General features: G+C 43.8%; 24 protein-coding genes and 1 tRNA gene. 12 read left to right on the top strand and 13 right to left on the bottom strand.

All coding sequences use genetic code 11. The features are described 5' to 3' along the window. Window positions 1-2 precede the first annotated feature (2 nt). The 4 genes from GN278_09045 to fabI all read right to left on the bottom strand — a co-directional run bounded on the left by GN278_09045 (window position 3) and on the right by fabI (window position 4,572). Entirely contained in the window at window positions 3-1,850 is a 1,848-nt protein-coding gene (locus GN278_09045) for a peptidylprolyl isomerase (GenBank protein ID XAT60865.1), read from the bottom strand. A 53-nt stretch (window positions 1,851-1,903) separates the two neighbouring features. Further along, a complete protein-coding gene (locus tag GN278_09040; protein ID XAT60864.1) occupies window positions 1,904-3,121 on the bottom strand; it encodes an aminotransferase in 1,218 nt (405 codons plus the stop codon). A gap of 6 nt (window positions 3,122-3,127) precedes the next feature. Next, window positions 3,128-3,631, bottom strand: a complete 504-nt coding sequence (locus GN278_09035; GenBank protein XAT60863.1) for a xanthine phosphoribosyltransferase — start codon at window positions 3,629-3,631, stop codon at window positions 3,128-3,130. Between the two features lie 119 nt (window positions 3,632-3,750). Further along, window positions 3,751-4,572: an enoyl-ACP reductase FabI gene (gene fabI / locus GN278_09030; protein XAT60862.1), complete on the bottom strand. Its 822-nt coding sequence runs from the start codon at window positions 4,570-4,572 to the stop codon at window positions 3,751-3,753. 101 nt (window positions 4,573-4,673) lie between these two features. Here fabI and pdxH point away from each other — a divergent pair, with 101 nt between their 5' ends. From pdxH to GN278_09005, 5 genes are all read left to right on the top strand, one after another. Then, window positions 4,674-5,279, top strand: coding sequence for a pyridoxamine 5'-phosphate oxidase (gene pdxH / locus GN278_09025; GenBank protein ID XAT60861.1), 606 nt, complete (start codon window positions 4,674-4,676; stop codon window positions 5,277-5,279). 122 nt (window positions 5,280-5,401) lie between these two features. After that, entirely contained in the window at window positions 5,402-5,917 is a 516-nt protein-coding gene (locus tag GN278_09020; GenBank protein XAT62611.1) for a cold shock domain-containing protein, read from the top strand. Further along, window positions 5,893-6,402 (top strand): DUF192 domain-containing protein, encoded by a 510-nt coding sequence (locus GN278_09015; protein ID XAT60860.1) that lies wholly within the window; start codon window positions 5,893-5,895, stop codon window positions 6,400-6,402. Before GN278_09020 ends, GN278_09015 begins: the two co-directional genes overlap by 25 nt. 70 nt (window positions 6,403-6,472) lie before the next feature. Further along, a tRNA-Pro gene (locus tag GN278_09010) sits at window positions 6,473-6,549 on the top strand. Window positions 6,550-7,249: 700 nt separating this feature from the next. Next, window positions 7,250-10,900, top strand: coding sequence for a vitamin B12-dependent ribonucleotide reductase (locus GN278_09005; GenBank protein ID XAT60859.1), 3,651 nt, complete (start codon window positions 7,250-7,252; stop codon window positions 10,898-10,900). A gap of 141 nt (window positions 10,901-11,041) precedes the next feature. Here GN278_09005 and GN278_09000 read toward each other — a convergent pair whose 3' ends face one another. Then, window positions 11,042-11,506 carry an AsnC family transcriptional regulator gene (locus GN278_09000; protein ID XAT60858.1) on the bottom strand — a complete coding sequence of 155 codons (465 nt, stop codon included), beginning with the start codon at window positions 11,504-11,506 and terminating at the stop codon, window positions 11,042-11,044. A gap of 113 nt (window positions 11,507-11,619) precedes the next feature. Here GN278_09000 and GN278_08995 point away from each other — a divergent pair, with 113 nt between their 5' ends. Both GN278_08995 and GN278_08990 read left to right on the top strand, forming a co-directional pair. After that, entirely contained in the window at window positions 11,620-11,826 is a 207-nt protein-coding gene (locus tag GN278_08995; protein ID XAT60857.1) for a hypothetical protein, read from the top strand. Continuing rightward, complete coding sequence (locus GN278_08990) at window positions 11,827-12,588, top strand: class II glutamine amidotransferase (GenBank protein XAT60856.1); 762 nt, start codon at window positions 11,827-11,829, stop codon at window positions 12,586-12,588. It begins immediately after the preceding gene. Between the two features lie 36 nt (window positions 12,589-12,624). Here the strand turns inward: GN278_08990 and GN278_08985 are convergent, their stop codons facing one another. The 3 genes from GN278_08985 to GN278_08975 all read right to left on the bottom strand — a co-directional run bounded on the left by GN278_08985 (window position 12,625) and on the right by GN278_08975 (window position 16,177). Further along, complete coding sequence (locus GN278_08985; GenBank protein ID XAT60855.1) at window positions 12,625-13,839, bottom strand: NADP-dependent isocitrate dehydrogenase; 1,215 nt, start codon at window positions 13,837-13,839, stop codon at window positions 12,625-12,627. Window positions 13,840-13,983: 144 nt separating this feature from the next. Further along, window positions 13,984-14,649, bottom strand: coding sequence for a thioredoxin domain-containing protein (locus tag GN278_08980; GenBank protein XAT60854.1), 666 nt, complete (start codon window positions 14,647-14,649; stop codon window positions 13,984-13,986). Further along, complete coding sequence (locus GN278_08975) at window positions 14,636-16,177, bottom strand: AMP-binding protein (protein ID XAT60853.1); 1,542 nt, start codon at window positions 16,175-16,177, stop codon at window positions 14,636-14,638. The genes GN278_08980 and GN278_08975 overlap by 14 nt, the downstream gene beginning before the upstream one ends. A gap of 64 nt (window positions 16,178-16,241) precedes the next feature. Here GN278_08975 and GN278_08970 point away from each other — a divergent pair, with 64 nt between their 5' ends. Next, entirely contained in the window at window positions 16,242-16,865 is a 624-nt protein-coding gene (locus GN278_08970; GenBank protein XAT60852.1) for a helix-turn-helix domain-containing protein, read from the top strand. Window positions 16,866-17,703: 838 nt separating this feature from the next. On the opposite strand, the gene GN278_08965 is transcribed toward GN278_08970, so the two are convergent. From GN278_08965 to GN278_08950, 4 genes are all read right to left on the bottom strand, one after another. Then, window positions 17,704-18,411, bottom strand: coding sequence for a DUF502 domain-containing protein (locus tag GN278_08965; GenBank protein ID XAT60851.1), 708 nt, complete (start codon window positions 18,409-18,411; stop codon window positions 17,704-17,706). Window positions 18,412-18,494: 83 nt separating this feature from the next. Continuing rightward, complete coding sequence (locus GN278_08960; GenBank protein ID XAT60850.1) at window positions 18,495-19,400, bottom strand: pseudouridine-5-phosphate glycosidase; 906 nt, start codon at window positions 19,398-19,400, stop codon at window positions 18,495-18,497. Further along, window positions 19,397-20,296: a kinase gene (locus GN278_08955; GenBank protein XAT60849.1), complete on the bottom strand. Its 900-nt coding sequence runs from the start codon at window positions 20,294-20,296 to the stop codon at window positions 19,397-19,399. The genes GN278_08960 and GN278_08955 overlap by 4 nt, the downstream gene beginning before the upstream one ends. Further along, on the bottom strand, window positions 20,293-21,129 hold the full coding sequence (locus tag GN278_08950; GenBank protein ID XAT60848.1) for a DUF4198 domain-containing protein: 837 nt from the start codon (window positions 21,127-21,129) through the stop codon (window positions 20,293-20,295). Before GN278_08950 ends, GN278_08955 begins: the two co-directional genes overlap by 4 nt. Between GN278_08950 and GN278_08945 the strand changes: the two genes are divergently transcribed. From GN278_08945 to GN278_08930, 4 genes are all read left to right on the top strand, one after another. Further along, window positions 21,101-22,240 carry a HupE/UreJ family protein gene (locus GN278_08945; protein ID XAT60847.1) on the top strand — a complete coding sequence of 380 codons (1,140 nt, stop codon included), beginning with the start codon at window positions 21,101-21,103 and terminating at the stop codon, window positions 22,238-22,240. The two genes, GN278_08950 and GN278_08945, sit on opposite strands and share 29 nt — an antisense overlap. A 179-nt stretch (window positions 22,241-22,419) precedes the next feature. Further along, a complete protein-coding gene (gene rpsB, locus GN278_08940) occupies window positions 22,420-23,229 on the top strand; it encodes a 30S ribosomal protein S2 (GenBank protein ID XAT60846.1) in 810 nt (269 codons plus the stop codon). 79 nt (window positions 23,230-23,308) lie between these two features. Further along, window positions 23,309-24,184, top strand: coding sequence for an elongation factor Ts (locus tag GN278_08935; GenBank protein XAT60845.1), 876 nt, complete (start codon window positions 23,309-23,311; stop codon window positions 24,182-24,184). Between the two features lie 204 nt (window positions 24,185-24,388). Then, window positions 24,389-25,183 carry an alpha/beta hydrolase fold domain-containing protein gene (locus GN278_08930; GenBank protein XAT60844.1) on the top strand — a complete coding sequence of 265 codons (795 nt, stop codon included), beginning with the start codon at window positions 24,389-24,391 and terminating at the stop codon, window positions 25,181-25,183. 501 nt (window positions 25,184-25,684) lie between these two features. Here GN278_08930 and GN278_08925 read toward each other — a convergent pair. After that, window positions 25,685-26,416 carry a LuxR family transcriptional regulator gene (locus GN278_08925; protein ID XAT62610.1) on the bottom strand — a complete coding sequence of 244 codons (732 nt, stop codon included), beginning with the start codon at window positions 26,414-26,416 and terminating at the stop codon, window positions 25,685-25,687. Window positions 26,417-26,545: the final 129 nt, after the last annotated feature.

Below are 26,545 nucleotides of genomic sequence, written 5' to 3'. Positions count from 1 at the left end.
CCTTATTGAAAGTTGGCATGGACCGCGCTGATGGCCTGTTGATTCAACGTAATTTCAGCGCGTTCTTGTATTCCAGTAAGGTAAGACTCGATTAAGTCTTGTGACAAACTTGACCTCAATTGTGATGTGATTTGAGTATTTAAATTCACCGCTTGCTCAGTTGTCAAATCAGCCTCTTGAAGATCAAGAACTTGAACAAGATAGACAGACATATCACCATCAACTGCGCTTGCATCTTTGAGCTCTAAATCAAAGGCCTGAGCCAAAATCGCAGAGGGCGCACCGTCTATTGACTGATCCCTAGTGAGATTTTCAAAGGTTTGGTGACCTAAATCGAGGTTTGCCAAAGAATTATTTGCATTAATATTTGCAAGTTTTTCTTTCGCTTCTGCACGAAGTGCTTGCATCAGTGCATTGTTTCTCCAGGCTTGCTCGACGGATGCCTGCACATCCTCAAAAGGCTCAGGGCTTGCCGGCAACACTTCTTCTAATCGCAGCGCAACAATACCCCCATCAGATAGCTGAATAACACTTGGAAAATCACTTTCACCCAATTCTCGCGCAGCTTGCTTAAACTCTGCATAGGTCGCTATTCCGGAATTAACTCCTGAATAGAACCGAATGTTCCCCAATTCCGCATCGCTGTCTTCTACAACCTCTTCAAGCGTGGCGCCGGCGGCTAATAGATCATCTATGTCGCTGGCTTGTGCCTCGATAAGACGGCCCGCTTTATTTAGGGCGAGCTCGTCAAATAAGTCATCCCGCACGTCTTCAAAACTTGTAGTTTCCTCTTCAGTTTTTCCGGTGATGCGAAACAAAGCAGGTCCTAAAGAAGTTTCAAATGGACCAACAACATCTCCAACAGTCGCGCCAAACACTAAATCTCCTGAGGCGCCAAGATCTTCTAGGGTCACGTCACCCAAACCAATATCAGCAAGGTTTAGGCCCCGGTTGGTGACCAGTTCTTCGAAAGAAATGGCTCCTGATATAATCTGCTCGCTACTCGATTTTGCTTCGGCCTCATTTAAAAACACCAAACGCTCTACAGATCGCTGTTCTGGAGTGAAATATTTGGCCAGATTTTTTTGATATAAAGACTGAAGCGCGCTGTCATCAACGCCAACCTGATCCATTACCATTTTCGGTGTCAAGGAAACAAACGTAATCAACTTGCTTTCAGGAAGCGAAAATTGATCTATATTTTCATTATAAAATGTTTGAAGTTGATCCAGTGTTGCTGCGGTAAGCGGCGCTGACAAATCATTTTCTGTAAGCTGTATTAAAAGCCCGCTACGCTTTTCAAGTAGATAGGAAACCAATTGATCTGTGTATGTCGACGACATGGTATTTCCAGACACAACAGCAGCTTGTAAAAGAGTACGCGTTGTTTCATCGCGTAGTTGGTTCTCAAATACCGTTTCGCTTAAACCTGCATTGCTCAGTGCGTAAGCATAAGTATCGCGATCAAACTTTCCATCAATCCCTTGAAATCCACGAACATTCATAAGACGGTCGCGCACAGCTGCATCGCCCACCGAAAGACCTATGTTATCTGCTTCCTGATCTAAAGCTTTCTCACTTAGAATTCGGCTCAATGTCTGTTGCGGTATTCCGAAAAGCTCAGCTTGCTGGAATGTCAGTTGCTGCCCGAATTGACTTGCCGTTGCCCGAATGTCACTTTGCAGCGCCCGTGCGTATTCATCGACAGGGATATCACGTGATCCGACTTGTCCGATACTGCGGATAGTACCGCCTAGGTTTGTGGCGCCAAAGCCAGCCAAACCTACAATGAGTAGTCCCAGCAAAATCCAAACGAATATTTTCGACAGCGATTGTGTGCGCGACGCCATAGTGCCCTCTTGGTGCTTACTTTTTGTTAATGCTCTCTCTACGCGTCCAGAGCTTAAGGAGCAAGCTGGAACCGAAAATTCTCTAATCTTTCCAGTAAGATTTTTAGTTTTTGCGTATCTACATTCGCAAAAGCCAAACGCAAATGTTGTTTTGACGATTGCATTTCAGAAGGCGCAAACATTTCTCCGGGTAAAGCTAATACTGCCGACTGTTCAACGAGTTTTTTAGCGATATCAAGGGATGGCAGCGCAAAAGGATGTTGCACGTATGCAAAATACGCCCCACAACCCAAGAGTTTCCATCCATTGTCAGACAAAAGATCAAAAGAATTTCGGATGAAAGCTTGCCGCTCAAGCAAAACCTGACGCTGCTCGGACACCCACTCTGAAAGATTATCCAACCCCCACAAAGCCGCATATTGACCAACCTGTGAGGGACAGATCGTTACAGAATCAAGAAATTTTTCTACTTCGGCCAGTAATTCTGTTGCACCAATCACTGCTCCAACTCGGTGCCCTGTCAAACGATAAGACTTTGAAAAAGAATACAACTGTATAAGAGTTTTTTGCCAATCCGGATCGGCAAGCAAAAAATGAGGTGGGCCAATTTGATTTCTAAAATCTTTATACGTCTCATCTAGAATCAATGCTATTTTTCTTGTTTTAGCGAGTTCATAAAACTCGTTTAGTAATGCATCAGGGTACTCTATTCCCGCCGGATTATTAGGGGTGACTAGAACAATTGCTTTGGTTTTGCGCGTTATCATAGCAGCGGCTTCTTGCGGATCAGGCAGTAAATCGCCTTTGGTCATTAAAGGTCGTGTGACCACACCATTCATGTCCAACCACATCTTATGATTAAAATACCAAGGTGCTGGCAATATTATTTCATCACCTTGCTCGGCAATTGCAGATATGACCGCACAAAAAGCTTGGTTGCAACCAGATGTGATGGCAATATTTTGGGCTGCAACACTACATGAATAGGCTTTACTCCAATGCTTGGCCAAAGCGCTGCGCAATTCATCAGTTCCCAGTATTTGACCGTATAGATGCGCATTTGGGTTGGTCAAAACATATTCTGCCAAAGCTTCGCGCAAAGAAAGTGCAGGAGGCTCTGAGGGTGCGGCTTGCGAGACATCAATCAAAGGGAAATCAGTCGAAAATTTTATCCCATTCAACCAATCATTTACTTTTTTTATGGGCGCAGGAGCCGTAAATTTTGTGCGACCAGAGTAAGGGTTTAAACTAGATGTTGTTCGGGGTGACATCCGGAATTAGTCCGTTCCGCGAAATGGCTCTACATACTGTAATGCCATGTCCCAAGGAAAGAATATCCAAGTATCTTGGCTGACCTCAGTTATAAAAGTATTGACCTGTGCGCGACCTTTAGGCTTGGCATATACAGTTGCAACATGCGCCTTTGGCATCAATTTCCGTACGACTTCTAACGTGCGTCCGGTATCAACCAAATCGTCAATGATCAAAACGCCAGTTCCATCACCAACAAGGTCCATATCAGGTGCTTTTATAACCTTCGGTTCAGTTTGAGACTGATGATTATAGGACTTAATACTGATTGTATCGACTGTTCGAATATCAAGTTCACGCGCGACAATCATTGCCGGCGCCATACCACCTCGGGTTATTGCGACAACCACACGCCATCCACTTTCTACCGGCCCTTGGCCATCCAAACGCCAAGCCAGAGCCCGCGCATCACGATGAAGTTGATCCCAGCTTACGTGAAAACCTTTTTCGTGAGGAAGACGATCAGTCATCGCTGTTTTACCTTTCAGATTGATGCGACCAACGCGATTATTAGATAGGATACGCTAACCACAATACATTTGTCATTCTACCAAATCGCCAAGCTGTGCTGGGCCATCACAGGGCACTTTTAATCTTTTCGGCCGGTCACCACATCTATGTCTGGGGCATCTACAGCTTTCATTCCAACCACATGATAGCCGGCATCTACATGCAAAACTTCGCCGGTGACACCTGATCCTAAATCCGACAAAAGATAAAGAGCCGATTTTCCAACATCATCGATGTTGACGTTCCGACGCAAAGGCGAATTAAGTTCATTCCATTTCAAAATATACCTAAAATCACCAATTCCAGAGGCTGCAAGCGTTTTAATTGGCCCTGCTGAAATAGCATTGACGCGAATATCATCTTTGCCAAGATCTTCGGCCAAATACATAACAGAGGCTTCCAAGGCGGCCTTTGCGACACCCATGACATTATAATGCGGCATGACCTGCTCTGCGCCGTAATAGGTAAGGGTAAGAATAGACCCGCCCGGGTTCATTATTTTTTCGGCGCGCTGCACCACAGCGGTAAAAGAATAAACCGAAATATCCATGGTCATAGCAAAGTTATCCCTGCTAGTATCTACATACCTGCCGCGCAACTCGCTCTTGTCGGAAAATCCTATCGCATGAACCACAAAATCTAATTTTCCCCAAGTTTTTTCAATATTATCAAATAGTGCATCAAGACTTTGGGCATCGGAAACATCGCATTCTACAATGTAATTACTGTTGGCTTTTTCAGCCAAGGGCTTTACCCGTTTTTTTAAGGCTTCGCCTTGAAAAGAAAAACACAGTTCAGCCCCCGCTTCGGCGCAACATTTTGCAATCCCCCAAGCAATTGATTTATCGTTAGCAAGACCCATAATCAGACCGCGTTTGCCAGCCATAAGATTATTTGACATGTGGTAATCTCCAACCATTATAATTAGAGAACCGTGTAGGCGATTGAAGCTTCCACATCAAGTCTAGCTACAATCATATCGGATAATTTTAAGGTGTTATAATGGAAGAGCGAACAGGTATTTTTTCTGGAGATGATCCATTTCAGATCGCTAGCAGTTGGCTGCAAGAAGCGGAAAAGTCAGAAATCAATGATCACAACGCAATTGCGCTTGCGACAGTGGACAGCGAGGGGCTGCCAAACGCTCGCATGGTACTTTTAAAGGACATCGAGGCAAATGCTTTTGTTTTTTACACCAATTATAATAGCCAAAAAGGTCAAGAAATTAACACTACAGGCAAAGTCGCATTTGTGCTTCATTGGAAGTCTTTGAGACGGCAAATAAGGGTCCGTGGACTGATAGAAAAAGAAAACGGGACCATTGCTGATAATTACTTCACCTCTCGATCGCTCCAAAGCAGAATTGGTGCATGGGCGTCACCTCAGTCTTCACCGCTCGAATCGCGGCAACAACTAATGAAGGAAGTTGCAAGGCAAACTGCGCAAAAAGGTATAAACCCGAAACGTCCACCCCATTGGGGTGGTTTTAGGATTTTGCCGCTCGAAATTGAATTTTGGTCTGATGGCGCATTTAGGCTTCACGACAGGTTTCAATGGCGGCGTAAAGCTGTATCGGCACCCTGGCATGTGCAGCGCTTAGCGCCTTGAATATCAATTAAATTTCTAAGGCCTTTCACAAAAATGTTTCATTTACCTCATTTATGGTTTTACTATTTACATACTTAAGGCTATAATTGCGATCCTAAAGGGTATGCTATGCGGTGACTTACGTGGATCAAGACTTAGAGCAACTTCCATTGGCAGGATATTTAAAGTGGTATAATCCCTTAAAAGGGTTTGGGTTTGTGGTGGATGAGACTTCAAACGAAGATATCCTGTTGCACGCAAACGTTTTGCAAAAGTTTGGACGCAATTCGATTGCTGAGGGGTCCTTTATCGACTTTAAAGCGCAAAAAACCTCACGAGGTTTGCAGGTCGCTGAAATCTTGTCAATTGATCCAAGCTCTTTGCCAAGACCGGAGTTAAAGGATCTTGAAAACCTAGAGTTGAGCTATATCCAAACACTTCCTTTAGAACCGGCGCGCGTTAAATGGTTTGACTCGGCAAAAGGTTTTGGTTTTGTTAATATATATGGCAAAGATACTGATGTGTTTATCCACATAGAAATTTTAAGGCGCTCGGGCCTGACAGACCTTCAAGCAGGGGAAGCCGTTGCTTTGCGGGTAATTGATGGTCGACGTGGGAAAATGGCGGCAGAATTATGCTCTTGGGACAGTGCCATATAGCAAAAGCTACCTTTATTTTTGTTTTTGTCGGTTTTTCAATCTTTCTAGGGTGCAATTTGCAAGCATCACAGAGTTTGAGGTTTGAATTATTAGAATTTAGGGGAACTTGGGGGCGTGCTTGTTTCGCTGTCTGGATTGCCGACACTCCGAATACCAGAGCCCAAGGCCTTATGCACACAGACCATATACCAAACGATAAAGGAATGTTATTTGTGTATCCAGAACCAAAGTCTGTGTCATTTTGGATGAAAAATACTAAAATTCCCTTGGATATGATTTTTTTGAGCACAGAAGGCCGTGTCGATCACATACATTCAAACGCCAAGCCCCTTGACCATACGATTATTCACGGAGGTTCAGACATTCAATATGTTGTGGAAATTAATGGGGGAATTTCAGAAAAACTAGGTATCTCTATTGGATCTTTTGCACACAACTTAACCATATCCAAAGAGCGAATTTTGAATTGTACTGAAACAGAGTGATTATTTTCTGCCTAAACTGTGCTGTTTGCTCTTTTCAATCCCATTGCAATTGGTTAGACAGCCGCTTGTTCGGGGCGTAGCGCAGCCTGGTAGCGCGACGGTTTTGGGTACCGTAGGTCGCAAGTTCGAATCTTGCCGTCCCGACCAAAAACTCATAGAGTTTTCCTGACTTTAAAAAAATATTGATCAAGGGCACTGTGGCACCATCCCAGCAATCTTGGTTTATGAATAAAGTTATGTCTTTATGGATTATTAAACCCTGCAAATAATTTGCTGATTTTAGGATATGCTACTTTTGCATCAAACCATTTAATCCGATTCTATCCTTCGGGATACGCCCTCAAACCGCTAGGTATAGATAGTTGCCCACAAGAGCATACTATTTGTTGTGGTATTTATAACTACATTCCCAGAATCATTTTTTTATCAGGTCGGCTATTTAGAATTCATACTTTAAACCAATGAACGTTTTATGTTTCACTTTATGGGTCAAAAAATTCGCGTAAACCATCGCATAATATGACGTTTTTATGAACAAGAATGCATTGGCATATTTTTGTAAGAAAGCGCCAAAATAAACCCTAATTTCGGGATTTACATATCTATGCAGAGGTCAAGTGAAAATTTTTAAAATTTATTAAAAAAATGCGTTGACCATCTTGGTGCTCCTACGTCAGATTGTACAGGCTGTCTCTGACACCACAACATATAGTATATCCCTTTCCCGCAAGGCAGGGTTGGAAGAAGATCATACTTTCGCTTTATGAATTAAGCGATGGGTGGGCACTAAAAGATTAGCAGGCATAAAGCCGAACGATACAAAAAGAATAACAAACAAGGCAAAAAGATGAAAATTGAAAGAAAATTCACGAAAGCCGGGCAGGATGCCTATTCCGACATTAATTTTATAAAAACCTCCTCTGAAATAAGAAATCCAGATGGGACAGTGGTTTTTCATCTTTCCGACGTGGAAGTTCCATCGTCTTGGTCTCAAGTGGCGAGCGACGTAATCGCCCAAAAATACTTTCGCAAAGCCGGAGTACCCGAAAGCCTTAAAAAGATTAAAGAAAAGAATGTCCCAGAATTCTTGTGGCGCTCACAAGCGTCGTCTGACGAAACAGCCATAACTGGCGAAACTTCTGCAAAGCAGGTTTTTGACCGCTTGGCTGGCGCTTGGGCCTATTGGGGTTGGAAAGGTGGTTACTTTAGCACCGCCGAAGATGCGCAAGCCTATTATGACGAAATGCGGTATATGCTAGCGACCCAAAGAGCTGCACCAAATAGCCCACAGTGGTTTAACACCGGGCTCCACTGGGCTTATGGCATTGATGGCCCTAGTCAGGGACATCACTATGTAGATTTTAAATCTAGAAAGCTGGTGAAGTCAAAATCTGCATATGAACACCCACAACCTCATGCCTGCTTTATCCAATCTGTAACCGATGATCTCGTCAACGAGGGCGGTATTATGGATCTTTGGGTGCGCGAAGCACGGCTCTTTAAGTACGGATCCGGGACAGGTACTAACTTTAGCTCACTTCGTGGAGACGGCGAGCCACTATCAGGTGGTGGCAAATCATCTGGTCTGATGGGATTTTTGAAAATTGGCGACCGAGCTGCGGGCGCCATTAAATCCGGTGGAACGACAAGACGCGCCGCCAAAATGGTCATCTGCGATGCAGACCACCCAGATATCGAAAGCTTTATCAACTGGAAGGTTAAAGAAGAGCAAAAGGTTGCCAGCATCGTTGCGGGCAGCAAAATGCATGAAGAAAAACTCAACGAGATTTTTGCCGCCATTCGCGCCTGGGATGGAAGCAGCGAAGATTCCGTAAATCCAAGCAAAAACCCGTCTTTGAAAGCAGCCATAAGAGGCGCAAAAAAGGTCGCAATACCAGAAACTTATGTAAAACGAGTATTGGACTACGCAAAGCAAGGGTATGATAGCATTGAATTCCCTACATATGATACTGACTGGGATAGCGAAGCCTATGCTTCCGTATCTGGACAGAATTCTAACAACTCAATACGCGTCACAGATGCGTTTTTAAAAGCCGTTAAAGCAGACGAAGATTGGGAACTGATTAGACGGACAGACGGCTCTGTCGCAAAGACCATAAAAGCCAGAAAGCTCTGGGAAGACGTAGGACATGCCGCCTGGGCCTGTGCCGATCCAGGTATTCAGTATCATGATACGGTCAACGCATGGCATACCTGTCCAGAGGATGGCGAGATCAGAGGCTCAAACCCGTGCTCTGAATATATGTTCCTCGATGATACCGCTTGTAATTTGGCTTCGATGAATTTGCTAAGCTTTTTGAAAGATGGCAAGTTCCAAGCAGACGACTACATTCACGCCACAAGGCTTTGGACCATAACCTTAGAAGTCTCGGTTCTTATGGCGCAGTTTCCATCCAAAGAAATTGCACAGCGCTCTTATGATTTTAGAACTTTAGGTCTCGGCTATGCTAATATCGGCGGATTGCTGATGAACATGGGCTTTGGCTACGATAGCGATGAAGGCCGCGCCCTTTGTGGAGCTTTATCAGCCATAATGACCGGAGTGTCCTATGCAACAAGTGCTGAAATGGCGCGTGAGTTAGGACCTTTTCCGAAGTATGACAACAACGCTGACCATATGTTACGCGTTATTCGTAACCATCGAAATGCAGCTTTTGGAAAATCCACGGGCTATGAAGACTTGGCCATCAAGCCAGTTCCACTCGATTGTGAAAACTGTCCTGATCAAGATTTGATAATGCTTGCGCAATCCAGTTGGAATAACGCACTTGCGGAAGGGGAAAAGCATGGGTTTCGGAATGCTCAGACCTCTGTCATTGCACCCACTGGGACTATTGGGTTGGTCATGGACTGTGACACCACCGGAATTGAGCCAGATTTTGCACTGGTAAAGTTCAAAAAGCTTGCTGGAGGAGGCTACTTTAAAATAATCAATCGCTCAGTGCCTGCGGCCTTGGAAAAACTTGGCTATGGAAGCGCTCACATTGAAGAAATCATCTCTTATGCAGTGGGCCATGGATCGATTGGAAATGCCCCAGGTATTAATCACACCAGTCTTATTGGGCATGGTTTTGGGCCTGCTGAAATTGAAAAGATTGAAGCCGCCCTAGAATCAGCCTTTGATATTAGATTTGTGTTCAATCAATGGACCCTTGGCGCAGAATTCTGCACTGGCGTTCTTGGTATTCCAGAGGAAAAACTAAACGACCCAAGCTTTGATCTTTTGCGCCATCTCGGATTTAGCAAAAAAGATATCAACCTTGCGAACGATCATGTTTGTGGAACCATGACCCTAGAGGGGGCGCCACATCTGAGCGTAGAACACTATCATATCTTTGATTGTGCCAACCCCTGCGGCAAAAAGGGCAAGCGTTATCTGAGCGTTAATAGCCATATATATATGATGGCCGCCGCCCAGTCTTTCATCTCAGGCGCCATTTCCAAGACCATCAATATGCCAAACGATGCAACGATCGAAGATTGCCAAAAGGCATACGAACTCAGCTGGTCTCTCGGTGTAAAAGCCAATGCGCTTTATAGAGACGGCTCTAAATTGTCACAGCCACTGGCGGCTGCATTGGTTGAGGATGACGACGAGGCTGCTGAAATTCTTGAAAGTGGCAGCGCGCAGGAAAAGGCCGCTGTTCTAGCTGAAAAGATCGTTGAGAAAGTTATTGTCAAAGAAATCGTGAAATCTCATCGAGAAAAGATGCCAGAGCGCCGCAAAGGCTATACGCAAAAGGCAATTGTGGGCGGTCACAAGGTTTATCTACGCACAGGTGAATATTCAGATGGTTCGCTCGGTGAAATTTTCATCGATATGCATAAAGAGGGTGCAGGTTTCCGCGCTATGATGAACAATTTTGCCATCGCAGTCTCAGTTGGCCTGCAATACGGCGTGCCTCTAGAAGAATTTGTAGATGCATTTACCTTTACCAAATTTGAACCCGCCGGCATGGTTCAGGGCAACGATAGCATTAAAAATGCAACGTCAATTCTTGACTATATTTTTCGCGAATTAGCAGTGAGCTATCTTGATAGGACCGATTTGGCCCATGTAAAGCCAGAGGGTGCTACGTTTGATGATTTAGGTCGCGGACAAGATGAAGGCATCAGAAATGTTAAAGAGCTTAGTGAAGACAATGCCTCTAAGTCTTTGGAAGTACTTAAACAAATTAGCTCTTCTGGATACCTCAGAAAACGTCTGCCGCGTGAATTAGTGGTTCTTCAAGGCGGTCAAACAAGCGGAAATTTAGCAATGTCCGAAACAGCAGCAGTTGTTGCGGATCTGCCGCAACAATCAGCTGAGACGGCGGCAATAGCGACTGCAACTGCAACTGCATTGGACGCCCGTACCAAAGCAAAGATGCAAGGGTATGAAGGCGATCCATGTGGCGATTGTGGAAATTACACATTGGTTCGCAATGGCACTTGTATGAAATGCAACACCTGCGGGTCGACCTCAGGATGTAGTTAAAGGAAAATACCGAGACACGGGGAGGGTGCGCTCACCCCTGACGACGTTCAGGCCGCAGGCATAAACATAAATTGAGCGGTATAATGATGAGCTTGAACGGCGAGACTTTCAAAGGGGGCTTATGCCCCCCATTTTTTTGCTCTAGAGCAAAGAGACCGGAATTTCCGTTGTTTCCTTTAGGCTCTCCATTACAAAGCTTGCGGATACGTCAGTCATTTGCACATTTTCTGTTAAACGCTGATACAGTTGGTCATATTCAGCCATATTGGCCACTCGGGCCATGATGAGATAGTCAAGATCTCCAGTCATACGGTGAACAGATTGTATCTGAGGTAAGGCTTGTGCTGTTTGTGCTAGTCGTTTCCGCCACTCCGCATCATGCTGGCTGGTTCTAATCTGCACAAAAACTAGCAAATCAAGCCCAAGTTTTTGTGGGTCTATAATAGCCACTCTGTTTTTGATGAAACCATGTTCTTCTAGCGCCCTGATACGGCGCCACACGGCGTTTCTAGACAGTCCAACCTGCTCGCCAAGGCTTTCAATCGACATACTGCAGTCTTTTTGAATATGCTGCAGAATCCTTCTGTCAAATGTATCTATTTCCACTTCATGACCTCTTTTTTAGGATATATTCCCATAAAATATTGCTAATATGCGATATTTGGGAATTATTTTACAAGATATATTTTTATAATTCCCGAAGGTAAAAGGAGATAAAAATGTACAAAAAACTGTTTATCAATCACCCGCAGAGCGTCGACGAAACATATTTTGAACACGCACGATTTGCTTTGAGATTTTCAAGTCTTCTGTTTCTCGCCGCTTTTGCAGCGCTAATTCATGCCATTATTCCCGCATTTTTTGAAAAAACTGCAAGTTCAATCATCGCCGATCTTTTTAACAAAACCCACAACCGAGGTCAGTAAATGTGTCGCTGGGCAGGTTATATCGGCGCCCCAATCTATTTGTCGGACATCCTAAGCGCTCCAGAACATTCTTTAATTGAGCAAAGTAGGGCGGCTGATGAAGGTAAGGCAAGCTTAAACGGTGATGGTTTCGGCATTGCTTGGTACGGCAAACGGGCCGAACCGGGACTTTATAAAGACGCGCATCCAGCCTGGTCAGATGTGAACCTCAGATCTTTTGCAAATCAAGTTCAATCTCATCTCTTTCTTGCTCATGTCCGTGCGTCCACAGGAACCGCAATTAGTCGAAATAATTGTCATCCCTTTGTGGTAGATAACTGGAGCTTTATGCACAATGGACTAATCGGTGGGTTTGAACAGGTGCGAAAAAAGGCAGATATGTTGATTCCGGATGCTCTTTATAAACACCGCAAAGGCGCAACCGATAGCGAGGCCTTTTTTCTAAACGCTTTGGGGCAGGGGCTGGACAATAATCCCAGAGAGGCCATTGCCAAAACGGTTAAACTTTTTGAACAGCTCTCGCCTATCACGCCGCATCTTCGCCTATCTATTACCTTTTCAGATGGCAAAAAGCTATATGCTGTGCGGTATGCATCTGACCGTTGGGCGCCATCAATATATTACCGCAGATATAAGCGAAAAGATAGTTGGGCGATTGTTTCGGAACCATTTGATGAAAATCACAATGGATGGACAAAAATGGAAAGTAATTCTTTTTGCACTTTTGACCAAAAAGATGTATTTATTCAGAAGCTTATTTAGCGCGAATTGAAATATCCGCGCTAAATTACTTTTAATTTAGCCCCCCAATGCGGCGTTCAGATTTTCATCAACTTTTTCAAGAAAACCTATGGTGCTCAACCATTTCTGGTCAGGCCCTACCAAAAGAGCGAGATCTTTGGTCATATCACCGCTTTCCACAGTTTTGACGATCACCTCTTCTAAGGTGGCTGCAAATTTCAAAAGCGGTGCATTTTCATCAAGCTTTGCACGGTGCTTTAATCCACCGGTCCAAGCAAAGATAGAGGCAATGGAGTTGGTAGAGGTGGCCTCACCTTTTTGGTGCTGGCGATAGTGGCGCGTTACTGTTCCGTGGGCAGCCTCTGCTTCTACTATCTTCCCATCCGGCGTCATAAGCTGGGATGTCATCAGCCCTAAAGAGCCAAAACCTTGGGCAACCGTATCCGACTGCACATCACCATCATAATTTTTACAAGCCCAAACAAAGCCACCATTCCACTTCATCGCACAAGCAACCATGTCATCGATCAAGCGATGCTCGTACTGAATACCTTTGGCTTTAAACTTATCTTCAAACTCTTCTTCATAGACCTTTTGGAAAAGCTCCATAAAGCGCCCATCATATTGTTTCATAATTGTGTTTTTGGTCGATAGGTAGACTGGCCACCCAAGGTTGAGACCATAGTTCATTGAAGCTCGGGCAAAATCAATGATCGAATTATCGAGATTGTACATTGACATGAAAACACCTGATGATGGCGCCTGAAACACTTCATGCTCAACCACCTGACCATCTTCACCGACAAACTTCATCGACAGAGTTCCCGGGCCAGGGAATTTCATATCGGTGGCGCGATATTGATCTCCAAAGGCGTGCCGACCAATAACAATCGGTTGGGTCCAACCGGGTACAAGGCGCGGAACATTTGAACAGATAATTGGCTGACGAAACACAACACCGCCAAGAATATTACGGATGGTCCCATTTGGCGAACGCCACATTTTTTTAAGGCCAAATTCTTCCACCCTTGCTTCATCAGGCGTAATTGTTGCGCACTTCACACCCACGCCGACTTCTTTTATTTTCTCAGCCGCATCAATCGTGATTTGATCATTGGTGCGATCACGTTCCTCTATGCCCAAATCATAATACAGTAAATCTACATCAAGATACGGCAAAATAAGTTTTTTCTTGATAAAATCCCAGATAATTCTGGTCATTTCATCTCCGTCAAGTTCAACGACTGGATTATCGACTTTTATCCTACTCATAGTGCCTTATCCTTATACTGCGTTTCAATTCTTCGCGTCTATTAGAGCATTTTCAGGGTTATGCAACCCCTGCATGCAACGGTATACTTTTCAGCTCAAATCTTTTGGATTTAAAGCCACAATAAACCAGAAGCCCTAATCTTCTCAACCAAATCTGCCCATTTCAGAACTTTGAGATTCAAGTTGTTTTTGAATATCCTCAATAACTGACTGCCACATTTCAACGGATTGCGCACCGCTTACAACGTGCTGACCGGCGACAATAAAGGTTGGCACAGCACGAACACCCATGTCTCGAGCTGACGCATCCCTTTCTTGCATTTCCAATTGATCTTGGCCAGAGGCAAACAATCGTTTGACCACATCAGCGTTCATCCCGCATTCATCGGCAATATCTATCAATACCGCGGTATCACCGATATCTTTTCCATGACAAAAGTAGGCTTCAAACAAGGCTTGGATCAGCTCATTCTGACAGCCTTCCAATTTAGCCCAATTGATTAAACACTGTGCCTTGAGCGTGTTAGGTGTTTTTGTAATGGCTTCAAAATTAATGGTTAAACCTGTGGCGTTTGCATGTTCAACAATGGGCAAATATGCTTGGATTGCCCCCTCTTTTCCACCAAATTTAGTCTCAAGATACTCGCGGCGATCCATGCCGCCTTCGGGCATATTCGGATTAAGTTGAAACGGGTGCCACTCAATGGAAAACAGTTCCTCATCAACGCCACTGAGCGCTGTAAAAAGATTGTGCTTTCCAATAAAACACCATGGGCATACAGGATCAGAAAATATATCAAGCCTGATCATTAGAAGGTCCTAGTAATTGTTTTAGGTTACGGCGAAGAAGTTTTCCATTTGGTCCGTAAGGAAGACTTTCAAGTTGGAAATACGCTCTTGGTTGCTTGTATCGCGCAAGCCGGGTTGATGCAAATATCTTTAATTCATCTTCTTTTAGGTCACACTTTGCCAAAAAAAATGCAGCAATAATCGTCACGTCATTTTTGACTTCAATCTGACTGACCGCAACTGATAAAACATCATGGTGGGTTAACAGCACGGCTTCAACTTCAATGGGCGACACCTTGAAACCACCTGCGTTCATCAGGTCATCGTTTCGCCCCAGATACGTGATAGTTCCCTCCGCGTCCATCTTGCCGATATCGCCGGTTAAAAACCAATTTCCGCGATATACATCTGAGCCTGATTTTAAGCCCTCTAAATATCCAAGCATCATACCGCTATCATTAGTTGCAATAGATATTATTCCAATTTCACCCAAACCAACGGGTTGGTCACCACCTTCGATTGGTAATATAGCCACAGAGCGCCCAGTTTGGGGTTTTCCAACGGTGTTCTCGGCACAGTTCAGACGTGGATTGTGTGAAATAAAAGTTGAACATTCTGTCATTCCAAAGGCTTCATAAATTTTTGTTCCTGTTGCGCGCTTCCATGCTTTACTAACCGAGGGTTGTAATTTTTCCCCGGCACACAAACCATGCCTTAAAGAAGGTGCATTTAATTTAGACATATTTTTGAGGATGCTGCGATAAACTCCAGGAGCAGCCGCAAATAACGAGACATCATATTTCTCAAGCAAATATGGAATAGAATCAAAGCTTGAGTTCGCCCCTGGAACCAGAGCCGTAGCGCCTATTGCCCAAGGGTCCAAAAGCCCAGTTCCAAGTGTAAACGTCCAATTAAACGCTCCAGCGTGCAATAGCCGATCACTTGCGCTTAACTGGTACCAGTCACGAACCATCATTTGCCGCGCCCAAATAGCCCTGTGGGCATGCATCACTGCATGCGGATGGGCAGATGTTCCTGAGGTAAAGACGATAAAGGCTAAGCGGTTGGGATCACCAAAGACGAAATCCGCCAAAGGTTCTTTTTGCATTTCCTTTAGTTCTTCGTGGGAAATCTGAACCGCATTTGTCTGTTCTGGGCTTTCTGTTTCACCAGAAGTTAAAATTGCCTTGGGTTGAATGGTTGTAATAACAGCGGCAATTTCACGCTCTGTGAGTTGGGATGAAATTGGCACTGGCACCAAATCAACGGCAATCGACGCAAGATATGCAATTGGAAACTCAACTGAGTTGCCAAGGCGAAGCAAAATGCGATCTCTAGGGCACAAACCCTTTTTAAGAAATCCATATGCAGTTGATAAGACAGCGTTCCTAAGTGCGCCATATGACCAAGTTTCAGTTACACTTTCGGAGTTAACCATTATTAATGCAGGTTTATTCGGAGTTACATCTGCAAAAGACAACGCATAGGCCGCCAAATTAAATGGAGCAGGGCAACGCGGGTGATCACCATTTCCATAAACTGACCGCATTTAAATACCCCTAAACCCCATGACCTAAGTTGCAAGCAGAATAGTCTAGGCCTATACCTAACTTATGCCGCCCAAAGATCCAAAATCTTTAATTAGAATTGCCCGCGAAGGCGGAATGCAAGAAATCGCCGAACCGCTAAACCTAGGTTCCCGTGTTCGCAGCTTGCGCAAAGCACGAAACTGGACCTTGGAGCAGGCCGCGCAACAAGCCGGGCTTGCCAGATCCACATTGTCGAAAATTGAAAACGGACAAATGTCACCGACATATGACGCTTTGAAAAAACTGGCTATTGGGCTTGAAATTTCTATTCCTCAATTGTTCACGCCACCTAGTAAGAATGAAATCAGCGGCAGATTGATTGTCACAAAAGCAGGGCAGGGGACAGCCCACGCAACAACCACTTATGAACATGATTTACTGAGTGAAGGTCTAACCCAAAAAAAGATGCTTCCATATCAAGCTCGAATACGCGCGCGGCGGTTTGAAGAGTTTGGCGAATGGGTGCGTCATGACGGAGAGGAGTTTCTATATGTCTTAACGGGAATTATCACTCTCTATACAGAATTTTATGAACCCATTGAAATGCGCCGAGGGGACAGCGCTTATTATGATGGCAGTATGGGTCATAACGTTATTTCGATCAGTGATGATGATGCTACCATTCTTTGGGTGACTTCGCTTGTGTAGCTAGAAAACGGCGCTTTTGCTTTTCTAATATTTATAAAAACAATAAGAGGCGCTATTCACATAAGCTCTTAAACTGCAACTGACCTATTTAGGCCATTATTGGCTTTAGACTTTTTAGGTTGAGTTATTCTAAGGCTTGGGTGCGTAACCATCTTAGCAAGCTCGCAACTATCCTTTGATTTTTGATTCTCAAAGCGATTCGCAAAAAAAATTAGCTAATGCCCAGAACCCGATTATTTTACCAAAGCAATAAATTCTTTATTCAGATCTTTAAAAAATGAACCATAAAAATGTTAGGATCCTCTCAAGGCTGGCTCACATATACTGATGATAAAATTCCAAATTCGAATTAACTCTTAGTGTGTCTTTGGAGAAATAAATTCCCTCAACATACTGTCGCTAAAACACAAAATGCTGTGGGGTAATACACCAATAAACAATACTCATTGTATTGATGACTAACCGTCTCGTTTCATAAAAACCGTACAGAAAAATCGCCCTAGATACTCTTTAGCTATATAAAATAACCGGCAAAAGAAACTCACTTTAAACAAAATCCATATGGAAGTTTAGCAACCCAACCATTGGAACAGATAAAAAAATCAAATTTTGACTTGGAGAGTGATGATTAAAGCAGTATACGTATCTTACTGCTCGATAGGTTTCTTGCCTGTATGAAACCTGCCTCAATGACTTAGCGCCTGCTTTATGCAGGCGTTTTTTTTGCCCCTTAAGTTATGGACAGGCATTGAATCAGTTAAACGCACAGGAGTTTTGAGCTGCACTTGACTACTCCATATCAATAGAGCAAAGTCTTTTTGAGCCAACAATAAAACAGTTACTTCTTTTTCGCTGAAACCAATTTGGAATCTGGATAGACTAGCCCTGCTGATATCACAAGTTTAGCTGCATCTTCGATACTCATATCCAACTGAATGACATCTTCTTTGGGAAAGAACAGCAAGAATCCAGAAGTAGGGTTAGGCGTTGTCGGCACAAAAACAGACAATAACTGGCTGTCTTTCGCCGCTTTTGATTGCACTTCACCTTTGGCAACCGTGGAAATGAAACCAACGGCCCAAATGCCTTTTCTAGGGTACTCAACGAGGCAAGCTTTTTCAAAAGAGCGGTCGGACTGAGCAAAAACTGTTTCAGCAATCTGCTTAACACCAGAATAAATTGAACGAACCACTGGCATACGGTGGACCAGGGTTTCTGCATTTCTAATAAAAAAGCGCCCTATAACACCTTTAGCAATCCACCCCACAAAGGTCGTGAAAACCAAGAAAAATATTACACCAAGACCACGGATATTCATCTGGCTCTCTTCGCCAAATATTTGCTTGATGAGATTTTCAGGCTGATAAGAGTTGGGAACAAAAGGTAATACAAAACCATCTACCCAACCTATTACCGTCCAAATTAGCCATACGGTAAGACCAACAGGGGCAATCACAACGATGCCCGTTAGAAAACTGTTGCGAAGCCCTGAGAATAAAGGCTTTCGAGGCGTAGGAGGTGGCGTGGCTTGAAACGGTTTATTCATGATACCCTTCTCTTAGCCAATATCTCTATTCTTATTAAGTTGAATACACAATGACTGCGCAAACAGAAACAAAATCATTGTTGTCAATTGATAAAATTTTTAGCAATTTTAGCAGCTAACTGCGAATTATTTAAAACCAGTGCAATATTTGCCGTTAATGATTCACCCTCTGTTAACTCAAATATCCGAGAAAGCAAAAAGGGCGTGACTTCTTTGGCTATAATTTTTTTATCCAAAGAGTCCTCGATTGCTTCATCTATGATCGGTTGAATATCACATAGAGAGATTTCATTTTCTGCAGGTATTGGGTTAGCAATCAATTGACCGCCAGAAATACCTAGTTTGGCACGCATTTGATGCGCCTCGGCAATCTCTTTGACGTCATCCATTCTAACCGGCGCTGTATATTCTGATTTTGCCGACCAAAACGCAGGAAACTCATCCTGTTTATATGCAATAACTGGAACGCCAAGTGTTTCGAGAACTTCGAGCGTTTTAGGAATGTCCAAAATAGCCTTACATCCGGACGACACAACAGTAACCGGCGTTTGCGCTAATTCTTGCAAATCAGCCGAAATATCGAATGAAAGTTCAGCGCCGCGATGCACTCCGCCAATACCGCCAGTTGCGAATACAGAAATACCAGCCTTTGCAGCTGCGATCATAGTGGCCGCTACTGTGGTTGCTCCAGTTGCTTTTTGAGCGAGGCAAATCGCTAAGTCAGCACGAGACAACTTGCGCGGTGACTGCGATGCAGCAAGCTCAGAAATCTCTTGTTCAGAAAGGCCAACTTTCAACACCCCATTTAGAACTGCAATTGTTGCAGGAACGGCACCGTTATCACGAACTGATTTTTCTACTCTTAACGCAACCCTTTTATTTTCAGGCCATGGCATTCCATGTGTGATAATTGTGCTTTCCAAAGCCACAACCGGTTTTGAGTTATCCAAGGCATCTTGCACCTCTGGGCTTACATCAATTTCAATCATGCACTCTCCTTGCCATTCACGAATGCCGCCGCGGCTTCAACAGCCTGCTGTAATGCCTTTTCAGCTGAAAGGTTTTCCATTTCTGCTGCAATATGTACAGCCATGAAGGTATCGCCGGCTCCGGTTACTCTTTTAACTTCTATTTTAGGTGGCTCATAAAGGACTGGTTTGTTCGGGGCCTTTCCGTCACAAACACTCAGTCCACCATGGGTTACGATTGCCCGCTGTGCACCCATACTCAAAAGTCCGGCAACCGCAACCTCAGCATTCTTAAATTCCGCTTCACACAAAATCTCTGCTTCCTGTAGATTGCAATAAAAAGTTGCATTTTTAAGTCCAAAAAAGGGCTTGAGCCGTTTGCCTTTTCCCGGAGAAGCAGGACACAAACGTAAATCACAGGCTGCAAAATATGGACTAATGGAAATCTCTTCCAAAACATGATCTGACAAATTGCCATCAAGAACGATCATTCCATCATACGGATTGACGAGCGAACCGAGCCGGCCGTCTTTAAGAGGCAGTAAAATATGATCCCCGGCTGCTTCAAGGCTATGAGCATCGGCAATTGCCGCCACTACACCGCCGGCATCTTCTATCGCCATATAGCGATCTGTTGGCCAATCTTTGGGGCGAAAAATATATCCGGTATCAAGACCAATTTGATTGCACTTGTCGATAAGACCTTGCCCCGCTTGATCGACACCTATCGCTGTTAATATCGTAGACTTATAGCCAAGAAAACTAAGCTTTTGTGCAATATTAAAGGCAACACCACCCGGCAGCATTTTAATTTGCCCTGGTACATCAGAAGCCCTTGAAAGCGAGCCGTTAATTGAGCCTATTATATCCCATAGCACACTACCAATGCAGATAATTTTCTGTGAATCAGCACTCATTTAATGGGAACCGAAAAGGTTGTGGCGGCCCAAAGGCTTTCCCAAACAGCTCCAGCTTTTTTGTCATTACTGCCCTCAGGAATTCTTAATACAACGGCGTCCAAAAGATAGTCATGCCCCGGCAGGACATCTATAACGGCTTTGCCTAACGCGTCAGTTTTGAGATAAAAAACTAAAACCTCCCCAGACACAGAACGCTGAAATACTTCAATTTGTGCATTTATTCTTGGCTTGTTTTGATACAAAAGAAGTACTTCAATTCCGCGTGAAGTGTCCTCTGAATAGGGATTAGTAAGTACAATGAACTCAGTTTCAAGATGAAATGATCGATCCTGCCCTTTGCTACTTCCTATTCCAATTAGGGCTTTGCTAAACCGTTTGTAACTTTCTTTAAAGTTTGTCTTTGGTAAGCCACGACTTTCATGGGCTTGCTCAATAAGGCCTAGATTTTTATGCCTGATAAAATTGTCAAATTTTTCCCAGTCCTTATAGCTAAGTGTACTGCTGCTGGATTGATAAACTACCACCATCAAACCATTTTCTAGGGCAGGGGTCTTCATCGCTGGTACGTCCCCAGAGCGTGAAGTTACGTTCGTTGACGTACCATTCTGCTCCCAGAAAAAGCTCTCAATTCTATTTTTGAAATAAGAAAGATTTATGCCCTTGAAATTTTGACCATTTCGAAGTTCGATCGCAACCGTATCGCCGATTTGAGGTTGAAAACTCTTTGTATCCAACCACAATTCATGGGCATGGGAAAAGTTTGGAATAAAAATAGTGTAAAGGACGAATGCAAAAATGCGAATGGCGTATCTAAAACAGATATTTAACATTACTATTTTAACTTTGTCTTTTGGGCTGGTACCGGCCTTTATAGCTCAATCCCATGAGGTTTTGCCCAGCATCGCTGATATCACGTTGGATCGCAAGTCTATCAATGTCGAAATGAGGCTTACAGCAGAGGCCTTGCTTGCACAGATCGACTTGCAAACGGTTGCAGATACAAGTGGCGCTGAAAATGAACAGGAATATGACCGGTTGAGGTTGCTCGAACCAAAGCAACTTGAGATAGTCTTTCGCCAATATTGGCCAGTCTTGGTAAAGAAAATACATCTTCGTTATGCTGATGCCAATTCTGATTTCGAACTAAGCCTAAAAGAGATACGTACAGATCCCATCGGCGATATCGAGCTGCCGCGATTTAGCTATGCCTCTTTCACGGCATCAAGGCCTGATTTAAAACCGATTGTTTTTTCTTGGGACAAAACACTGGGCGCGATCATTCTACGTCAGCAGGGTATCGAAAATGGTGTAACAGAATATCTGCAATCTGGTCAAACAAGCCTACCCATAGGCGATAATTCACAACCGCCAAAGTCTGGGTGGCTCATATTTGTCGAGTATATTCCAGTTGGCTTTGATCATATCGTGCCAAAGGGCTTGGATCATGTGCTTTTTGTCTTGGGACTTTATTTCCTAAGTTTGAAATTATCGGTTTTACTCTGGCAAATCACTTCTTTTACACTTGCACATACAGTAACATTAACAGCCGCGGCGCTTGGACTTGTAAGCGTTCCAGCAACCTTGGTAGAGCCCCTTATTGCAGCCTCAATAGTTTTTGTTGCCGTTGAAAACCTATTTTCACAACGCCTTTCAAAGTGGAGGCCTGTGGTGATATTTGCCTTTGGTTTATTACACGGATTGGGATTTGCCAGTGTACTTTCTGCCTTTGGCCTACCACAAACTCAATTTATTCCCGCTTTAATTGGCTTCAATATAGGTGTTGAATTAGGGCAACTGAGTGTAATTTTGATAGCTTTTATTCTAATCGGATACTGGTTTGGGAAAAAACAATGGTTCCGAGCAAGGGTTTCAATTCCAGCTTCACTTTTGATAGCGTCCATTGGTGGTTGGTGGTTCCTAGAGCGTACCCTTTTGGCCTAAATTAATGAACCACTGCATCGGTATTTTTCGCTTGCGTCACCAAAATAGTGGCAGTATACGCAGCTATCGAAATCCGCAGACGGGGTTCGGGCATTTGGGACAGAAATCCCCAGGCGTCCTCCGGTTGGAGCAATAGCTCATACTCCCCCGTCAAGGCGAAAACCGGAAAGGAAAAAGACATGGCTCTTCCAGAGTTTACCATGCGTCAGTTGCTAGAAGCTGGCGTGCACTTTGGTCACCAAACCCAAAGATGGAACCCAAAGATGGCTGAGTTCATCTATGGTTCTCGCAATGGCATCCACATTATGGACCTCACACAGACGGTTCCGATGCTTGACGCAGCGCTGAATGTAGTTCGCGAAACTGTTGCCAAAGGCGGCCGAATTTTATTTGTAGGCACAAAACGCCAAGCGGCTGGGCCAGTTGCTGAAGCAGCTGAAAAATGTGCGCAATATTACATGAACCACAGATGGTTGGGCGGCACACTTACAAACTGGCAAACAGTTTCTCAATCCATTAACCGCCTTACCGTTATTGAAGAACAGATGACAACTGGCGGCGACGGCCTGACCAAAAAGGAACGGTTGGGAATGGAGCGGGAGCAAGCCAAATTACAAGCATCATTAGGCGGCATTCGCGAAATGGGCGGCGTGCCGGATCTATTATTTGTAATAGACGTAAAAAAAGAAGCACTTGCAATTGCAGAAGCAAACAAACTTGGCATTCCAGTGATTGCGGTGGTTGATACAAATTGCCCTCCTAGTGGTGTTGATTACATTATTCCGGGTAATGATGATGCTGCACGCGCTATTGCACTTTATTGCGATCTGGCAAGCCGGGCAGCTCTGGATGGAATGTCTGCACAGCTTGGGGCTGCAGGTGTTGACCTAGGTGAGCTTGAAGAAGCCCCAGCAGAGGAAGCTGTCGCCGAAACGGAAGAGCCCGTCGCTGCTGAACCTGATGCCGAGCAAGCGCCCGCAGAGGCTTAATATCTGGGACACGGATTAAAAATTTGAGCGCGGGGACACCCGCGCTCGTGTTGGATTAAAGAAACGAGGAGAGCCTAAAATGGCGATCACAGCATCTATGGTCAAAGAACTGCGCGAAACAACGGGCGCAGGTATGATGGACGCAAAAAAAGCACTTATAGAAACAGATGGTGATTTTGAAGCCGCTATTGACTGGCTACGCACAAAGGGACTAGCCAAAGCCGCCAAAAAATCAGGGCGCGTCGCCGCCGAAGGCTTGGTTGCCGTCGCTGTTTCAGATGGTGAAGGCGTTGCAGTCGAAGTGAACTCAGAAACAGATTTTGTCGCTAAAAACTCAGAATTTCAAGATATGGTTTCTTCATTTGCGCAAGCAGCGCTTGGGGTGGAAACAGTAGAGGCTCTGAGTACTACTGAAGTTAATGGAAAATCTGTTGCAGATACGTTGACAGCTAAAATAGCCACAATCGGCGAAAATATGTCTTTGCGCAGAATGACTAAGGTTCAGGGTGATGAAGTGCATTCTTATGTTCATAATGCAGCGGCGCCAGGCATGGGAAAAATAGGCGTGCTGGTGGCGCTGAAAGGATCAAGCCCTGAGTTTGGAAAACAGGTTGCGATGCATATTGCAGCGGCAAATCCTCAGTCGCTTACGGAAGCTGACTTGGACCCAAACGTTCTTGAACGCGAGAAAAATATTCTTACCGAGCAAGCACGCGAATCTGGCAAACCAGAGGCGGTGATTGAAAAAATGATCGTTGGCCGAGTGAAAAAATTCTTGGGAGAAGTGACGCTTGTTGGTCAAGCCTTTGTTATCAATCCTGATTTAACTGTTGCTCAGGCTGCAAAAGAAGCAGGGGTGGAAATTTGTGGATTTGTACGCCTCGAAGTTGGAGAGGGTATAGAGAAAAAAGAAGAGGACTTTGCCTCTGAAGTGGCCAAGGTGGCACAAAGTTAGCTAGGTTAGAATAAACAGCAGAGCAGAACCTGACTTCAAAACTACTTTGACGGTGCATTGCACTCAGAAATTGAAAAAGTAGGGCGTTCCAAATTATAAAAGTATAAAAGTAGTAATTTTTATACTTTTATAATTTTGTTACGTAGAATTACCATATTCAAAATGGAAAATTTACCAAGGTATGTGAAAGGTTAGATTTTCAAAATGAGAAAGATATTTGTCGTTCTAAGTGTTCTTTTAATTGTTTCGTGCGGGACTGCTGTGCGCACAAATGCTGAAGCAGGTGTATTATCGAAACCTACATTCAAAGATGTTCGCTACAGCGATAAATACGAACGTTCGGTTATGGATATCTGGCTAACTGATTCCCAGGACCCTGCACCTGTGTTGGTGTATTTTCATGGTGGAGGTTTCAAGGGCGGCGATAAGAAAAAAGTTCACAACAAAGAAATTTATAACCAAGTTCCTGATTTGGGCGTTGTGTTAGTTTCTGCAAATTATCCGTTCATACATCAACTGGGGTATGATAAACCTTATGGTGCAAAAGAAAATAAACATGCTCCTTTAGAATATTATGAAACAGTAATCAAAGCAGCACATGAAGCTATAATCTATCTAAGAAAAAACGCAGAAAAATACGGTATCGATCCGAACAAGATTATGATCTCTGGCTCATCTGCGGGTGCTACTATTGCCGAGGTTATAGGCTTAGCATTGGATGATAATATTATTGGCTTATTACCGACAGGTCATCCTGCTCTTTCTACCCCGCAGATTGTTTCGCTCATCGACAAAGATGATCCACCAATGGTTATTTGGTCACGATCAGGGCTGAAAGATGAAGTTCATCATCCTAGCGGTTCAAAACTTTTGCAGGAAGGCTGCATTAATCGTGGTTTAGATTGTGAATTATACGGGATACCCAAACGAAATGGTCTGCCAGCTTTGCCTAAAGGGCAGACTCCAGTGGATGTGTTGTTTTCTAAAGTACTCAAATAAATATTCTTTTGGAATAAGCTACTGGCTTTTAGGCCCAGCTCATTGAAAAACGATGAAGGAGTATTAGAAATGCCTAAGCTCCTGTCGCCCCCATTTTATCCAACCAGCATTGCTAAATTATCCAAATGAAAAGCTGAGGAAGATTGATTTTAATGTTAAATAAGTTGGGTAGACCAGCTTATCGATCGACTATAAACCGATAAGCTGGCAGTCCCTTGCGGGGAAACACTCAGATCACAGAAAATCGCCGTACAGAGCATTTCTTAAGTCCATATGGCCAAAGCCACTACTCACAGACAATTAACATGATGGCTCTTTACTAAGTTATTTGAAAGTATGGATTTCCCTACTTTTGATAAGCTCTTATGATAATTTCTCAGGAAAATAGATGAGCCTTTTAGATAAAAAATCCTATAGTGTTTTATTACCATATCCTAAATAACTATCTTATTTTTAGTTGAAAAATGCAATAATCTTAGATATTGTGCCGTTAAAAGTGGTTTAACGGTCCACAACAAACATTTGATTTTGAAAAGCCGCCTTGAGAACCGCCTGCGCCGTTGTTTCAACCCCCAAGCTCTCTCGCGCAAGGCGTAAATGTTTTTCAACAGTCGCCACGGTTAAACCCATAAGCAACGCGATTTGCTGGGCGGTTTTTCCATCTGCAACCCATTCCAAAGCTTCACGTTGCCGTTTTGTCAATTTACGACCCGACATCGTTGTGTAGGGTAGGGAGAGTATTTTTAGGTGTGCGACATTATTTATCAAAACCAGTTCTTCACCATGACGCGCCCAGATATCATCGACGTCATCTTGCGTTAGACCATGTTGACCCACAAGCCCAATGGCCCCCCTTGATCGAGTTGATAAAGCTTTAAAGCTAATTGTATAACCACATATAGCACCATGCTTTTTGTTAAACTCAATGGCACGTAATTCACCTGCTGAAAGCGATCCTTTTTTTACAAGATCCTCTACGATACCCCAACTACTTACGCCTTCATTTTCAAAGGCCCAATTGGTCATGGGAGCATCTAAAAATAGACCTTCATGAACAAATACATCAACATATTCAGAGTTAAGGTTGGTTAGAAGAATGAAATCATCAGGATCCCCAAATCCCTTAGGAGTAGAAAAATGTGTAAACCCATAAATTATACGATCAAAACCATAAGATTTCATTTTTTCAACGTGCATACCCCAAAGCTGTTCGATAGATTGAGAATTCGTCATCTCGATGACGTAGGATGTTAGATCGCTATTCAAAACTTTAAAACCTTTGTGGGTTTGTAGATTACTACCGGTTCTTTTATCGTCATAATTAATAACGCTAATCACTTAAAACAACATACTGTAAAGAAT

The organism is Rhodobacteraceae bacterium Araon29, from assembly GCA_039640505.1.
Lineage (GTDB): Bacteria > Pseudomonadota > Alphaproteobacteria > Rhodobacterales > Rhodobacteraceae > CABZJG01.
This window is presented reverse-complemented; position numbering and strand designations above follow the sequence as displayed.

What these genes read in the sequence shown, in the direction of transcription:
- GN278_09045 (XAT60865.1), bottom strand. Translation starts at nt 1,850, where the DNA reads ATGGCGTCGCGCACACAATCGCTGTCGAAAATATTCGTTTGGATTTTG.
- GN278_09040 (XAT60864.1), bottom strand. Translation starts at nt 3,121, where the DNA reads ATGTCACCCCGAACAACATCTAGTTTAAACCCTTACTCTGGTCGCACA.
- GN278_09035 (XAT60863.1), bottom strand. Translation starts at nt 3,631, where the DNA reads ATGACTGATCGTCTTCCTCACGAAAAAGGTTTTCACGTAAGCTGGGAT.
- fabI (XAT60862.1), bottom strand. Translation starts at nt 4,572, where the DNA reads ATGTCAAATAATCTTATGGCTGGCAAACGCGGTCTGATTATGGGTCTT.
- pdxH (XAT60861.1), top strand. Translation starts at nt 4,674, where the DNA reads ATGGAAGAGCGAACAGGTATTTTTTCTGGAGATGATCCATTTCAGATC.
- GN278_09015 (XAT60860.1), top strand. Translation starts at nt 5,893, where the DNA reads ATGCTCTTGGGACAGTGCCATATAGCAAAAGCTACCTTTATTTTTGTT.
- GN278_09005 (XAT60859.1), top strand. Translation starts at nt 7,250, where the DNA reads ATGAAAATTGAAAGAAAATTCACGAAAGCCGGGCAGGATGCCTATTCC.
- GN278_08995 (XAT60857.1), top strand. Translation starts at nt 11,620, where the DNA reads ATGTACAAAAAACTGTTTATCAATCACCCGCAGAGCGTCGACGAAACA.
- GN278_08990 (XAT60856.1), top strand. Translation starts at nt 11,827, where the DNA reads ATGTGTCGCTGGGCAGGTTATATCGGCGCCCCAATCTATTTGTCGGAC.
- GN278_08985 (XAT60855.1), bottom strand. Translation starts at nt 13,839, where the DNA reads ATGAGTAGGATAAAAGTCGATAATCCAGTCGTTGAACTTGACGGAGAT.
- GN278_08980 (XAT60854.1), bottom strand. Translation starts at nt 14,649, where the DNA reads ATGATCAGGCTTGATATATTTTCTGATCCTGTATGCCCATGGTGTTTT.
- GN278_08975 (XAT60853.1), bottom strand. Translation starts at nt 16,177, where the DNA reads ATGCGGTCAGTTTATGGAAATGGTGATCACCCGCGTTGCCCTGCTCCA.
- GN278_08970 (XAT60852.1), top strand. Translation starts at nt 16,242, where the DNA reads ATGCCGCCCAAAGATCCAAAATCTTTAATTAGAATTGCCCGCGAAGGC.
- GN278_08965 (XAT60851.1), bottom strand. Translation starts at nt 18,411, where the DNA reads ATGAATAAACCGTTTCAAGCCACGCCACCTCCTACGCCTCGAAAGCCT.
- GN278_08960 (XAT60850.1), bottom strand. Translation starts at nt 19,400, where the DNA reads ATGATTGAAATTGATGTAAGCCCAGAGGTGCAAGATGCCTTGGATAAC.
- GN278_08955 (XAT60849.1), bottom strand. Translation starts at nt 20,296, where the DNA reads ATGAGTGCTGATTCACAGAAAATTATCTGCATTGGTAGTGTGCTATGG.
- GN278_08945 (XAT60847.1), top strand. Translation starts at nt 21,101, where the DNA reads ATGGCGTATCTAAAACAGATATTTAACATTACTATTTTAACTTTGTCT.
- GN278_08950 (XAT60848.1), bottom strand. Translation starts at nt 21,129, where the DNA reads ATGTTAAATATCTGTTTTAGATACGCCATTCGCATTTTTGCATTCGTC.
- rpsB (XAT60846.1), top strand. Translation starts at nt 22,420, where the DNA reads ATGGCTCTTCCAGAGTTTACCATGCGTCAGTTGCTAGAAGCTGGCGTG.
- GN278_08935 (XAT60845.1), top strand. Translation starts at nt 23,309, where the DNA reads ATGGCGATCACAGCATCTATGGTCAAAGAACTGCGCGAAACAACGGGC.
- GN278_08930 (XAT60844.1), top strand. Translation starts at nt 24,389, where the DNA reads ATGAGAAAGATATTTGTCGTTCTAAGTGTTCTTTTAATTGTTTCGTGC.
- GN278_08925 (XAT62610.1), bottom strand. Translation starts at nt 26,416, where the DNA reads ATGACGAATTCTCAATCTATCGAACAGCTTTGGGGTATGCACGTTGAA.